This is a genomic window from Hymenobacter roseosalivarius DSM 11622, assembly GCF_900176135.1.
GTDB classification, from domain to species: domain Bacteria; phylum Bacteroidota; class Bacteroidia; order Cytophagales; family Hymenobacteraceae; genus Hymenobacter; species Hymenobacter roseosalivarius.
The window spans coordinates 17,931-30,351 of record NZ_FWWW01000039.1 but is presented as its reverse complement, the minus strand read 5'-3'; the positions used below and the strand labels follow the sequence as shown (position 1 = coordinate 30,351).

Below are 12,421 nucleotides of genomic sequence, written 5' to 3'. Positions count from 1 at the left end.
GGGGCCTTGGCTCCCTCCCTTTCGCTTCATGAAACACTGGCTTAGCATCTCTCTGTCCTCCCTGCTTTTGCTCGTTACCGGCGGGCCGGCCGCCCACGGCCAGACGATGAGCCGGGAAATGCACATGGCGCCCCCTAGCGGCCCTGTGCTGCCGCTCGATTCGGTCCTGCAAATCGTGGAGCGCCGCAACCCGGCCGTGCAGCAGTACACCTACCAGGCAAGGGCCAAGGAAGCGGCGGTGGCGGGCGCCAACAGCTGGGAAGCGCCCAAAGTCAGCGCCGGGTACTGGATGACGCCCTACAACCAGCGTCCCATCAAGGAGATGAACAACGGGCAGGGCGAAGGTATGCAGATGGTGTCCGTGGAGCAGATGCTGCCCAACCCGGCCAAGCAGCGCGCCCGCCGGGAGTACCTCAGCAGCCAGGCGGCCGTGGTGCAGGCCGACCAGCAAAACACCGTGGTGCAGCTGCGGGCGCAAGCCAAAACCCTCTACGTGGAGCAGGCCGTGCTCACCAAAAAGCTGGCCGTGCTGGACGAGAACGAGGAGCTGCTGCGCTTTCTCATCAAGCTGGCCGAGGCGCGCTACCCCTACAACCAGGCCACGCTGCCCAGCATCTACGACGCCAAGGCCCGGCTGGAAATGCACCTCAACGACCACCGGCAGGCCGCGGCCCGGGCCGAGCAAAACCTGATTGCGCTCAACACGCTCATGAACCGGCCGCGCAGCGCAGCCTTTGCCGTGGACACCGGCGTGCTAAATGCCCAGCCAGTGACGCTGGCGCTGACGGACACGGCCGCGCTGGCCAGCCGGCGCAGCGACGTGCGCAGCCTGGACCGGGCCCTAACCACCGTGCGCCTGAGCCAGAACCTGGAAGCGAGCCGCCGCCGGCCCGACTTCGGGGTTCGCTACGACCACATGCGCGGGCTGGGCCGGACTCCCAACCAGTTTACCGTGATGGGCATGGTTTCCATTCCGCTGGCCCCGTGGGCCGCCCGCGAATACAAAGCCAACACGGCCGCGCTGGGCTTCGAGGCCCAGGCCCTGCGCAAGCAGCGCGAGGACGTGCTCAACGAAGCCAGCGGCCGGCTGGCCAGCCTGCAAACCGACCTGACGCTGCGGCGCGAGCAGACCCGGGCCTTCGAGCGCCAGATCCTGCCGGCCCTGCGCCGCAGCTACCAGGCCACCATGCTGGCCTACGAGCAGAACACCGGCCAGCTGTTTCAGGTGCTCGAAGCCTGGACCACCCTCAAGCGGACCCGACTGGAATACTTGGACAACCTCCAACAGCAACTCACTCAGCAAATCGCATATGAAAAAGAGCTGGAACAATAGCCCGTTGCGGGCCCGGCTCGTGCTGGCTGCTTTGCCGCTGGCCCTGCTGCTGGGCGCCTGCGGGGCCGATAAAAAGCCGGCGGATGCCACCGGCAAGATGGAGGCTTCGGCCGCCGACGCGCACAACCACGAAACGGCGGGGGACCTCTACACCTGCCCCATGCACCCGCAAATCATTCGGGACCAGGCCGGTGACTGCCCCATCTGCGGCATGGACCTCGTGAAAAAGCCCAAGGCCGGCGGCACCCAGGCCCCGGCCAGCGCCAGCCTGCAGAACCTGCTCCGCTCCCCCGACGCCACGGTGGTCTCCACCCAAGCCACCGTTTACCCAACCACCGGCGCGCCCGACCTCACGCTAACGCTGACCGGCCGGGTGGAGTACGACACACGCCGCGCCGAGGTCATTGCCGCCCGCTTTGGGGGCCGCATCGAAAAGCTGCTCATCCGCTACAACTATCAGCCCGTGACCAAGGGCCAGAAGCTGTTGGAGCTTTACAGCCCCGAGCTGGTGACGGCCCAGCAGGAGCTGATTTTTATCCTCACCCACGACGCCGAAAACCAGACCCTGCTGCGGGGGGCGCGCCAGAAGCTGCGCCTGCTGGGCCTGACCGATGCGCAAATCAACCACACCATCGCCACCCGCAAGCCCGCGTACCAAGTGGCCATTTATAGCCCCTACACCGGCTACGTGGTCGAGCAGCCCGCCCAGCCCGGTGCGGCCCTGCCGCCGCCACCCGCCCCAGCTGGGGGCGGCATGGGCAGCGGCGGTGACCCGATGGGCGGAGGCGCTCCCTCGGCGAGTAGTATGCCAGCCGCCACTTCGACCATGCCAGTCGAAGCCGGGCTCACCCTGACCGAAGGCGCTTACGTGACGGCGGGCCAGACCCTGTTTCGGGTGGTAAACACCAAGCAGGTGTGGGGCGTGTTCGAGCCCCGGCCCGATGAGCTGGCCGCCCTGCAGGTGGGCCAAACCATCCGGGTGTTGCCCGAAAACAACCCGACCCGCGCCCGGACCGCCCGCATCGACCTGATAGAGCCCTTCTTCCGCGAAGGTGCCCGCACCGGCGCCGTGCGGGTGCACCTCAATAACCCCGGCGGCCAACTGCGCAGCGGCGCCCTACTCACCGGCACCGTGAACGTGGCGGCCGCGGGCGGGCTGTGGCTGCCCCGGGCCGCGGTGGTGGATTTGGGCAACCGCGAGGTGGCCTTTGTGCGCCGCAGCGGCGCTTTCCAGGCCGTGCCGGTGCAGACCGGCCGGCGCAGCGCCGACCGGGTGCAAATCCTGCAAGGGCTGAGCGAACAGGATGCCGTCGCCACCAATGCCCAGTTTCTGGTCGACAGCGAAGGATTTGTGCAAACCGCCCGAGCCCCGACGCCCACCCAGCCCCCGACATCGACTCCATCCAAGACCGATTACCGTGATGAATAAGCTTCGTAATCTGCTCACCCGCTGCGCTCCGGGCCGCTTGCTGGTCTTGGCCCTGCTAGCAAGCCTGCTCGCCTTCGGGGCCGGCGCCTGCAAGAAGGCCCCGCCCGAGGAAGCTCACGCCCACGACGGCGCCAGCACCTACTACACCTGCCCCATGCACCCGCAAATCGTGCGTGACGAGCCGGGTAAATGCCCCATTTGCACCATGGATTTGGTGAAAGCCACCAAGCAAGCGGCTCCTGCCAAACCTACTGCGGGCACGGCCACCGCGACGGCGGCGCTCACGCACTACACCTGCCCCATGCACCCCCAAATCAGCCGCGAAGAGCCCGGCAAATGCCCGATTTGCAGCATGGACCTGGTGAAAGCGACCAAAGCCGCGCCGGTGACAGCAACTCCGGCCGGGGAAGCCGCTGCCGCACCGGAAGTGATGCTGAGCGAGCAGCAGCGGCAACTGGCCAACATTCGGGTGGCCGCCCTGGGCGAAGGCAATGGCGGGGCGGGCAGCAGCACCGTGCTCACGGGCACCATCACCGCCAACGCCAACCAGACCCGCACGGTCAGCAGCCGGGTGGCCGGGCGCGTCGAGCGGCTGTTTGTGCGCCAAACGGGCGAGTCGATTCGCGCGGGAGCCCCGCTGGTGTCCATCTACAGCGAGCAGTTGCAGGCCCTGCAGCAGGAATACCTGCTGAGCCTGGACCAGCTACGGGCCGTGGGTACGAGTGCGAACCAGTACGGCCGCCTGGTGGCCAGCGCCCGCCAGAAGCTGCGCCTGCTCGGCATGACGGACGGACAGCTCCGCAGCCTGGCCGCCACGGGCCGCCCCACGTCGTCGCTGACTTTTTACAGCCCGCAAGCAGGGCTGGTGCAAGCCGTGGGCGTGACGGAAGGCCAGTACGTGGGCGAGGGCGCGCTGCTTGTGTCGCTCACCAACCTTTCCTCGGTGTGGGTGGAAGCCCAGCTTTACCCCGGGGAAGTGGCCGGCATCCAGCTGGGCCAGAAGGTGCAGGTGCAGGTGGCCGGCCTCCCCGATACCTACCCTGGCAAGGTGGCCTTTCTCAGCCCCGAGCTGCAAGCCAACAGCAAGGTAACGCTGCTGCGCGTGCAGCTGGCCAACCCCGGCGGGCGCCTGCAGCCCGGCATGCAGGCCAACGTGCGCCTGGCTGCTAGCCGGGGTACAACGGCCACTGCGCTGACTTTGCCCCAGGACGCCGTGCTGCGCGACAGCCGCGGCAGCTACGTCTGGCAGCAGGTGGATGCCGCCGGCCGCTACCGCCGGCTCAAAGTCACGACGGGCGTCGAAACCGACGAAACCGTGGCCATCGCCGGGGGCGTGGCCGCGGGGGCGCAGGTGGTGGTCAGCGGGGCTTACCTGCTGGAGAGCGAATACGCCCTCTATCAGGGCACCGCCCCCATGGCCGGCATGGACCCCAACATGCCGGGCATGGACATGCAGAAAAAGCCGGTTTCGGCCCCGAAAGCCCCGGCCATGGACCCCAACATGAAGATGTAATCACAAGCCTTTTTCTAACCATCCGATGACTTCCTCAACCCTTCCGGCCCCGACCGCGCCGGTCCGCACCCTGTACTCCAGCCGCACCAGCCTCTACGAGCTCATGATACGGCTCCTGGGCTACCGCCAGGGGCTGACCCGTTTTTGCGCAGGCCGACTTCCTGCGGCCCGACCTGAACGTGCTCGACGCCGGCTGCGGCACGGCGCGGCTACGCTAGCCCTGCACACGGCCCTGAGCGAGCGTAACATGCTACCGGCGCGCTTTCTTTAATGCCTTCGACTTAACGCCCTTGATGATAAGCCGCTTTTGGAAAGCGCTGGACGAGCACCCCATTGAAGGCATTGAACTGGTAGTGGCCAACGTGCTGCAGCTGCAGGCCCTGCCGGCAAGCTGGCGCAACTCCGGTTTGGGCTTAGCTCATCTGCAAATCTTACAGGCCGGCAGCGTGAATTGTCCCAACCCCGCCTGACGACCAGCTAGTATCAGGGAGAGTAATTGTTTCACCTCTGTTCCAATTTCCCATGCACACCCAAAACCAATCCCTGCTCGACGCCCTCAACGCCTGCATCGCCGCCTGCGAGCATTGCGCCACCGCCTGCTTGCAGGAGCAGGACGTTAAGATGATGGCCGCTGTATCAGCCTGGACCGGGACTGCGCCGACAGCCCCTAAGTGACAGCCCCCGCATCGGACACGTACGTATATCATTCCCGTAACGCTTAACGGACTCCCCATGGCATATGAAGTTTCGGCCCAGCAGCCAACTGTAGACCCCACCACCACAACCGCCTTGCGGGGTAGCCAGGCGGCGACGGTACCTGCGTCGGAAATGCCCGACGCTACCAAGGAAATCCTCCTTGTTTCGGGCAGCAGCGGCTTGATCGGGACGGCGGTGATTAAGGCCCTGGCCGGCCAATACACCATTATTGGGCTTGATAACAAGGGCTTTCCCTATCCCCCCCCGGAAGCGGAGTGCATTACCATAGACATCACCTCGGATGAGGCTGTGCAAAAGGTTTTCCGCGACATCCGGCAAAAGCACGGCAACCGGATTGCCTGCTTCATCCACCTGGCGGCCTATTATAGCTTCTCCGAAAAAACGTCTCCCCTCTACGATAAGATAACAGTGGAGGGGACTGCGAGGCTGCTGGAGCACCTGCAAAGCTTTCAGGTGGAGCAGTTTCTCTTTACCAGCAGCATGCTGGTCTACCTGCCCACGGTGCCGGGCGTGCAACTCACGGAGCTAAGCCCGGTGGCCGCCACGTGGGGCTACCCGGAGTCGAAGTTGAAAACCGAGAAAATCCTGCACACCCAGCGGGGCGCTATTCCGGTCGTGAGCCTGCGGGTGGCCGGCGTGTACAGCGACGCGGGCGATTCCATCCCCATCACCAACCAGATTCAGCGCATCCGGGAACGGAAAATCACCTCGTATTTTTTCCCCGGTGACGCCTCACACGGCAGCACGTTCATTCACCTCGATGACTTAGTCGCCGTGCTGGGCCAGGCCGTTAAAAAACGCGCCGTGCTGCCCCCGGACATCGTCCTGAACATCGGCGAGCGGGAAACACTGTCGTTTAGTGACTTGCAGCGCATTATCGGCACCGCCCTGCGCGGCCACGCCCAACCGTTCATCCGCATCCCCAAGTTTCTGGCCCGATGGGGGGCCGCCGTGCAAAACCTGTTCGGCAGCCCTTTCATCAAGCCCTGGATGGTAGAATTTGCTGACGACAACCTGGACATGGACAGCTCCCAGGCCGAAAAACTGCTGGATTGGCAGCCGCAACGCTCCTTAAGCGAAACCCTGCCCAAAATGGTGGCCCATCTAAAGGCCGACCCACAGCAATTCTACCAAGCCAATAAGCTGGAAGCGTAAGGGTTCCGGCCGCCGCCCCGCCCTTGCCGCCGCTTGGTTTAGGCCAGTCAATGGCCACTGGCCCAAGGCCAAGCGGAGGAGCGGGGCCAATGTCGTTTTGGCTGGCTCCCCATCCGAGCCGCAATTTGACGAGTCCGTTGCCTTGCATCTGCCTTAATTCAACTCGTATGAAGCACGACCATCCTTCCCCGCCGCCTGCCACGCCCGAGAACCCGGTGCCGCAACCGGGCAGCACCACGGGCACCACCGCTTACACCTGCCCCATGCACCCGGAAGTGGTGCGCGACCAGCCGGGCAACTGCCCGAAGTGCGGCATGACCCTAGTCCCTGAAAAAGAGCAGAGCGACCAACGGGAAATGGTCCTCAACCATTACAACACCCTGTACTGGACCCACGCCACCAACATCCTGCTGGGCTTCTTTCTCATTGCCTCCCCCTTCACGTTTGGCTACCAGAGCCCGGCCATGACGTACAGCGACATCGCCAGCGGGGTGCTGCTCATTGTGTTCAGTGTGCTGTCGGCCAATCCGTTTCGGCTCTGGGCACCGTGGGCCTCCTCCTTCGTGGGCTTGTGGCTCTTGTTTGCCCCCCTCGTGTTTTGGTCGCCCGACGCGTCGGCCTACCTCCTCGACAGCGTCGTGGGCATTTTCGCCATCGGGTTTGCGGTGCTCATTCCCGAAATGCCGGGCATGATGCAGATGATGCTGAACATGCCCGCCGGCCCGCAAACCCCGCCCGGCTGGACCTACAACCCCTCCAGCTGGCTGCAGCGCGCTCCTATGATTGTGCTGGCCTGGATTGGCTTTTTTGGCGCCCGGTACCTGACGGCCTACCAGCTGGGCTATGTCGCGCACGTCTGGGACCCTTTTTTCCACACCGGCAGCGAGCGGGTGCTCACGTCGGACGTGTCGAAGATGTTCCCCATCTCGGACGCGGGCCTGGGCAACGTGTCCTACGCCCTGGAAGCCCTGATGGGCTACATGGGCATGTCGGACCGCTGGCGCACCATGCCCTGGATGGTGGCCTTCTTTGGCATTCTGGTGATTCCACTGGGCGTCGTCAGCATCGTGCTGATTACGTTACAGCCGGTGGCCGTGGGGGCCTGGTGCTCCGTGTGTTTGCTCACCGCCGTTGTCATGGTCATGATGCTGCCCCTGACGCTGGACGAGGTGGTGGCCATGGTGCAGTTCATGAACAAGCGGGTGAAGAGCGGCCAGCCTTTCTGGCGCACCTTCTGGATGGGCGACACCATCGAAGGCGGCAGCGACGACACGCGCACGCCCCGCTTCACCGATGGCTTGACGAAAACCGCGCCCGCCATGGCCTGGGGCGTGAACTTGCCCTGGACCCTGGTGGGCGCGACCGTTGTCGGGATGTGGTGGATGTTCTTCCCGGGCAACTTCGGCGTTACCGGGGCCGTGGCCAACAGCTTCACCACGCTGGGCGCCCTCGTGATTACGTTTTCGGTGATGGCCATGGCCGAGGTGGGACGGGCCCTCCGGTTCGTCAACATCGCCTTCGTGCTCTGGCTCGTCGTAACGGTGCTGTGGCTGGACCAGGTGCCGCCGCAGGCCCGGTGGAATGCCTTCGGCACGGGAGCCGTGCTGGTGGCCTTGACCCTGCCGAAAGGAAAAATCCGGGAGTCGTACGGCACGTTTGACCCTTACATCTTTTAAGGCCGCGTGGTGCAACCATCCCATGTCTGAAATACCAACCCTTCGAAACCCGCGCGCACGGCCTGACCGGCTGCGCGGCCCTGGATTTTCCCGATGGCCGGTTTGCCGTCGCCCTGTCCAACGAGAAGTTTAACAGCGAAGAAATGGAAGTTATCCCTTCTTAAAAAAATGATTGCCCGCCGGCAGGCTTGCACGGGCACGCGCTGCCAAGGCTAAGCAGCTCCTGCTACCGACGGGCACCACTGCTGGCCTACCCTGCTCCCGGCAGCTCCACTTACCGAAAAAGCACATGGCGTCGAAAATAGAGAAGAAGTTCACCCACTGGATGGCCGACCATGGCATTGCCCTGCTGCGCATTAGCATCGGGGTGATATTCTTATGGTTCGGGGTATTAAAATACTTTCCCGGTCTAAGTCCCATCGAGGACTTATCGGTTCGAACCGCCCGGGTGCTGACCTTTCACCTGCTCCCGGACCGCGTCCTTGCCGTGGGGCTGGCCAGCCTGGAGGTCCTTATCGGCATCGGCTTATTGAGCGGCAAATGGTTGCAGGCCGTGTTGGTGCTGCTGCTGCTGCAACTAATTGGCGCCATTTCGCCGGTCTTTTTTTTCCCGCGGGACGTATTCAACCTGGTTCCCTTCGTTCCCACCCTGGCCGGCCAATACATCATCAAAGACATCGTCCTCATTAGCGCGGGTTTGGTGCTGGGAGGCACCGCGCGCGGCGGCCAGTTGGTTGCCGACCCCGTCGTTGCAGAAAAAGCCAAGGATGAAGAAGAGCAAAAGCTGGCCCGCGAGGACGGGCAGCAACCGCGCCGATAGCAACGCCTGGAACCTAAACAGCTTGCCAGCACCAATACTCAAGTCACCACTAACTTCACAGGATATGAAACCACTGAAATCAACCGCATGGCCCGCGCTTTTTCTAACGGGCACCCTTCTCATTCAAGGATGTAATCAGCAGCAGGAGGGAAAAGGCTCGGTGTCTGACACCTACATGAACCCCGATAACGTAGCGGGACGGGTGCCTGGTACGAACCAAAAAACCACGCAGATGGGGGTAGATGACATGCTGCAGGGCACGGACATGGTTTTCCAGAATGACTTGCCCCCCGCGTTTAAAGCCGGGTTCGACCCGGTGGTGACGGCTTACCTGGCCATGAAGGATGCGTTTGTCGCGGACAACGCGCCAGAAGTAGAGAAGCAGGCCGACCAGATGATGCAGTTGCTGCAACGTACGCCCGATGCCCTGCTCGCGGGCGAGGCCGCCGCCTTTTGGAAAGAAAAGAAAGGGTTTTTGATGACCCACCTGAAACTGTATAAAGCCGCTGAAAAAGACCAGGCCCAGCGGCAGAGCTTTGTTTTTCTCTCGACGGTCATGGTTAAATCGGTCAAAGCATTTGGCTACGGCGCGCAGAAACTCTACGTGGACTATTGCCCCATGGCCAACGAGCAGAAAGGGGCCTACTGGCTTAGTCAGACCAAAGAAATTCGCAATCCGTACATGGGCCAAAAAATGCCGACGTGCGGGGAAGTAAAACAAGAAATTTAGCCTTCTGAAAAACTGACGGGCAGCCAGCCTCCCGCGCTATAGGACTCTGCCCACGTTTCATCACCCGCCCGTTTCGCCCAGGCTGCTTAGGCCATAGGCGCCCTCACTTTCCCACTATAGGGATGACACTCATGAGATTTCAGGATAAAGTAGCCCTGGTAACCGGCGGCAATGGCGGCATCGGCCTGGCTGCGGCCAAGCGCTTCGCGGCAGAAGGGGCCCGGCTGGTGTTGATTGGCCGGAACGAGCAAAAGCTAGCCGCCGCTGCCGCCGAGGTAAAAGCCGCCGGGGCCCCCGACGTGTGGGCCACGCCCTGCGACGTTGCCGACGAGGAGCAGGTAAGAGTTACGGTGCAGGGCGTGCTGAAGCGTTTCGGCCGGCTGGATGTACTCGTTAACAACGCCGGCCTGATGCAGTTCAAACCCTTGGAGGAGCTCACCGGCGACGACTGGCTGCGCATTTTGAACGTGGACCTGCTGGGCGCCTTTTACTTCACGAAAGAGGCGTTTCTGCACATGAAGCCCGGCGGCGCCATTGTGAACGTGGCCAGCATCCACGCCGTCGAAACCAGCCCGCTGGTAGCGCCCTACGCAGCCGCCAAGGCCGCCCTGCTGTCGCTCACCCGCTCCTCCTCGCTGGAAGGCAAACCCAAGGGCATCCGCGCCAACGCGGTGCTGCCCGGGGCCATCGACACCCCCATGCTCTGGGAAAACCCCAACGTGAAGAGTGGGGTCGAAGTCATTAACCAAGCCGACGTGGGCAAGCCCGAAGACGTGGCGGCCCTTATCGCATATCTGGCTTCCGATGATGCCGTCTTTGTGCATGGCGCGGAGGTGCGGGTGGACGGCGGCCGGCTGAACCAACTGTAAAACAAAAGCTTAACGCCAGACGCTCCCTCGCGGCAGGTGATAAAAGCGTTGTTAATTTCTCCTTCCTTATGGCTACTTCCACCCTGGTGCACGCAGCTGACCTGCTGATTTCCCTACGCTAGTACGCCGACGTGCTGGGCCGGGCCCCCGACAAAATACCGGGCCAAGACCTGGGGTTCTACCTGGAAGACGGCGACGTACTCCTTTTTTCCGAGCAAGGCGCGCCGGCCCCGCAGGTCCTGCTGGTCGAATCGGTGACGGCGGCCCAGCAGCGCTTTCTCCACCGTCCGTTGGTTCCAGGCGAAAACCAGGGACGGGTGGTGGAAACGCGCCCGGGAAGTATCACCCTGGTGGACCCGGCCAGCAACCACCTGACCCTACTCGATAAGTCCCGTAATAACGAGGAGTAAAGCATTGCCAGACTAATTACTTTCGGGCGCCGTTGCTGCCGGCATTGCGGTTGTATTAACCAATTTTGGCACCACGGCCGCCCGGGGCATTTGACGCGGCAGTTTCGGCTCGTGAACGGGGCATCTTCCACGGATTACCGCCGGCAGCCGGAATAAGGCCCACGCCCGAATCTTACCGCAATACGGCGGGAATTATACCAATCCCAACCGCTGCTTAACCCGTAACTCAAGCGGGAATTTATCCCTCACCACTTTTTTCAACCCTTTCGCTTATCCACCATGAAAAAGTTCGCCTATCTCCTCTCCGTGCTCCTGTTCACTGGATTCACCACCGTCGCCACTGCCCAGACGGCTCCTAAGGCCAAAACCGCCAAGGCCGGCAAGTCCATGGGCAAAATGTCGCACGACTGTTGCATGATGAAGGACGGTAAAATGATGATGATGAAGGGCGGCAAAATGACGGCCATGACCGAGAACATGACCATGAGCGACGGCAGCATGTGCATGACCGACGGCACGTGCATGATGAAGGACGGCACCAAGATGACCATGAAGGACGGCCAGTGCATGATGATGGACGGCAAGATGTCGATGCACTCGCAGAAAGGCGGCAAAATGATGAAGGGCGGCAAGATGGGCAACATGAAAATGTAAGTGCCTCATTTTCTACCAGTATCTAGTGTGAAACTGGGTAGCTCCAGCCGTAGCGTCCGGTGCTGGAGCTACCCAGTCTCATTTTCTGTAACCCCTGTTAGCTAAACACTTAATTGTATGATGCGAGGAATGGGAATGAACGGCTGCTGCGGTGGCATGGGCATCGGCATGATGCTGGGAATGGGGCTGGGCTTGGTGCTGGTAGTGCTCCTGATTGTCTGGTTGGTCAAGCAAGTCCGCAAGTAAGGTTTACCATTGTTACCAAGAGGCATCCCAAAAATGCAGCGCATCGCCCTTCGTAGTCAAAGCCTTGGTACCAAATTCGCTTAGCCCTCCACCTATCAATCTCCTCTCTACATTCTGCTCCTTGCAGATTTGACCGATGACCACGCCTTCGACGCCTTACTGCGGCGCGTCCTCTCGCATTTTCCCAAGCAGGAAAAGGCAGCTCAGGGCTGGCGACTGTTGGAGCCCTGCCTCAGCCTCCTGATAACGCTGGGTCCCCTGTCACAGACGCACATTACCTGCTGCGTGACCGCCCGGTACCTCACCGGTTTGGTCCTTTTACCAGCACCGCTTGGCCCGTCTAATCTTACAAATCCCCGACTGAACTCTGTGCATAAACCGGGTGTACCGCCCGGTACCTTTGTAATCTAAAATCCTGATGGCCTTAGCCTTGATTAGGTCATCTTCCCCCTTCGCGAAACGCTCTCTTAGCTACCTGTTGCTGTTCGTGTACATACTGTACCCTAGCCCAGGGCTGGGTTACAGCATGTACTACTGTGGCCAGACCCTAGCGGACCCGACTTCGGGGCCCGGGCTGAATATTAGACATGTTGCAACGCTACATTTGCTGTTTTGGCAGTTTACACCATTCACAAAAGCCGTCAGGCGGCTGGAAACGCACAGGTACATCAGATGCTTCAAAATTGTTAATCGTTGAGGCTGTCAATTTGCTATAGTACAGCATGTTATTGAACGCTCCGTCGCAACAAATCTATTCTTGTTTCCACCTTTTTTGTTTTTCCCAGGACGTCCGAAACAACGATGATAATGTGCTGCGTGGCCATGGTGGTGGGCGGCGTCGTCCTCACCCTTTTCGCGGTGTGGCTGGT

At 61.8% G+C, this 12,421-nt stretch carries 14 protein-coding genes; all 14 read left to right on the top strand.

All coding sequences use genetic code 11. The features are described from left to right. Positions 1-28: 28 nt before the first annotated feature. The 14 genes from B9A24_RS02615 (at position 29) to B9A24_RS22910 (ending at position 11,552) form a co-directional block, all read left to right on the top strand. On the top strand, positions 29-1,333 hold the full coding sequence (locus B9A24_RS02615) for a TolC family protein (protein WP_159451923.1): 1,305 nt from the start codon (positions 29-31) through the stop codon (positions 1,331-1,333). Then, entirely contained in the window at positions 1,311-2,762 is a 1,452-nt protein-coding gene (locus B9A24_RS02610) for a heavy metal-binding domain-containing protein (RefSeq protein ID WP_084443611.1), read from the top strand. The genes B9A24_RS02615 and B9A24_RS02610 overlap by 23 nt, the downstream gene beginning before the upstream one ends. Further along, positions 2,755-4,275 carry an efflux RND transporter periplasmic adaptor subunit gene (locus B9A24_RS02605; protein ID WP_143434721.1) on the top strand — a complete coding sequence of 507 codons (1,521 nt, stop codon included), beginning with the start codon at positions 2,755-2,757 and terminating at the stop codon, positions 4,273-4,275. Before B9A24_RS02610 ends, B9A24_RS02605 begins: the two co-directional genes overlap by 8 nt. 25 nt (positions 4,276-4,300) lie before the next feature. Next, a complete protein-coding gene (locus tag B9A24_RS02600; RefSeq protein ID WP_084443609.1) occupies positions 4,301-4,546 on the top strand; it encodes a hypothetical protein in 246 nt (81 codons plus the stop codon). A 22-nt stretch (positions 4,547-4,568) separates the two neighbouring features. Beyond that, the gene (locus tag B9A24_RS21960) at positions 4,569-4,745 is read left to right on the top strand and encodes a hypothetical protein (RefSeq protein WP_159451922.1); all 177 of its coding nucleotides are present in this window, start codon (positions 4,569-4,571) and stop codon (positions 4,743-4,745) included. Between the two features lie 52 nt (positions 4,746-4,797). Next, the gene (locus tag B9A24_RS02595) at positions 4,798-4,950 is read left to right on the top strand and encodes a four-helix bundle copper-binding protein (protein WP_317044218.1); all 153 of its coding nucleotides are present in this window, start codon (positions 4,798-4,800) and stop codon (positions 4,948-4,950) included. A 57-nt stretch (positions 4,951-5,007) separates the two neighbouring features. Further along, positions 5,008-6,147 carry an NAD-dependent epimerase/dehydratase family protein gene (locus B9A24_RS02590; RefSeq protein WP_234996927.1) on the top strand — a complete coding sequence of 380 codons (1,140 nt, stop codon included), beginning with the start codon at positions 5,008-5,010 and terminating at the stop codon, positions 6,145-6,147. 167 nt (positions 6,148-6,314) lie between these two features. After that, positions 6,315-7,823, top strand: coding sequence for a vitamin K epoxide reductase family protein (locus tag B9A24_RS02585; RefSeq protein WP_200813850.1), 1,509 nt, complete (start codon positions 6,315-6,317; stop codon positions 7,821-7,823). Positions 7,824-8,112: 289 nt separating this feature from the next. Continuing rightward, positions 8,113-8,643: a DoxX family membrane protein gene (locus tag B9A24_RS02575; protein ID WP_084443607.1), complete on the top strand. Its 531-nt coding sequence runs from the start codon at positions 8,113-8,115 to the stop codon at positions 8,641-8,643. A gap of 64 nt (positions 8,644-8,707) precedes the next feature. Continuing rightward, a complete protein-coding gene (locus B9A24_RS02570) occupies positions 8,708-9,373 on the top strand; it encodes a DUF3347 domain-containing protein (RefSeq protein ID WP_159451921.1) in 666 nt (221 codons plus the stop codon). 122 nt (positions 9,374-9,495) lie between these two features. After that, the gene (locus B9A24_RS02565; RefSeq protein ID WP_234996925.1) at positions 9,496-10,242 is read left to right on the top strand and encodes an SDR family NAD(P)-dependent oxidoreductase; all 747 of its coding nucleotides are present in this window, start codon (positions 9,496-9,498) and stop codon (positions 10,240-10,242) included. Positions 10,243-10,373: 131 nt separating this feature from the next. Further along, positions 10,374-10,652, top strand: coding sequence for a hypothetical protein (locus tag B9A24_RS02560; protein ID WP_084443604.1), 279 nt, complete (start codon positions 10,374-10,376; stop codon positions 10,650-10,652). Between the two features lie 279 nt (positions 10,653-10,931). Continuing rightward, complete coding sequence (locus tag B9A24_RS02555; protein WP_084443603.1) at positions 10,932-11,306, top strand: DUF6799 domain-containing protein; 375 nt, start codon at positions 10,932-10,934, stop codon at positions 11,304-11,306. Between the two features lie 117 nt (positions 11,307-11,423). Continuing rightward, positions 11,424-11,552, top strand: coding sequence for a hypothetical protein (locus B9A24_RS22910; protein WP_262490576.1), 129 nt, complete (start codon positions 11,424-11,426; stop codon positions 11,550-11,552). The last annotated feature ends 869 nt before the right edge of the window (positions 11,553-12,421 follow it).

Excerpts from the sequence above, each read along its gene's own strand:
- B9A24_RS02615 (WP_159451923.1), top strand. The coding sequence starts at position 29 with ATGAAACACTGGCTTAGCATCTCTCTGTCCTCCCTGCTTTTGCTCGTT.
- B9A24_RS02610 (WP_084443611.1), top strand. The coding sequence starts at position 1,311 with ATGAAAAAGAGCTGGAACAATAGCCCGTTGCGGGCCCGGCTCGTGCTG.
- B9A24_RS02605 (WP_143434721.1), top strand. The coding sequence starts at position 2,755 with ATGAATAAGCTTCGTAATCTGCTCACCCGCTGCGCTCCGGGCCGCTTG.
- B9A24_RS02600 (WP_084443609.1), top strand. The coding sequence starts at position 4,301 with ATGACTTCCTCAACCCTTCCGGCCCCGACCGCGCCGGTCCGCACCCTG.
- B9A24_RS21960 (WP_159451922.1), top strand. The coding sequence starts at position 4,569 with ATGATAAGCCGCTTTTGGAAAGCGCTGGACGAGCACCCCATTGAAGGC.
- B9A24_RS02595 (WP_317044218.1), top strand. The coding sequence starts at position 4,798 with ATGCACACCCAAAACCAATCCCTGCTCGACGCCCTCAACGCCTGCATC.
- B9A24_RS02590 (WP_234996927.1), top strand. The coding sequence starts at position 5,008 with ATGGCATATGAAGTTTCGGCCCAGCAGCCAACTGTAGACCCCACCACC.
- B9A24_RS02585 (WP_200813850.1), top strand. The coding sequence starts at position 6,315 with ATGAAGCACGACCATCCTTCCCCGCCGCCTGCCACGCCCGAGAACCCG.
- B9A24_RS02575 (WP_084443607.1), top strand. The coding sequence starts at position 8,113 with ATGGCGTCGAAAATAGAGAAGAAGTTCACCCACTGGATGGCCGACCAT.
- B9A24_RS02570 (WP_159451921.1), top strand. The coding sequence starts at position 8,708 with ATGAAACCACTGAAATCAACCGCATGGCCCGCGCTTTTTCTAACGGGC.
- B9A24_RS02565 (WP_234996925.1), top strand. The coding sequence starts at position 9,496 with ATGACACTCATGAGATTTCAGGATAAAGTAGCCCTGGTAACCGGCGGC.
- B9A24_RS02555 (WP_084443603.1), top strand. The coding sequence starts at position 10,932 with ATGAAAAAGTTCGCCTATCTCCTCTCCGTGCTCCTGTTCACTGGATTC.
- B9A24_RS22910 (WP_262490576.1), top strand. The coding sequence starts at position 11,424 with ATGATGCGAGGAATGGGAATGAACGGCTGCTGCGGTGGCATGGGCATC.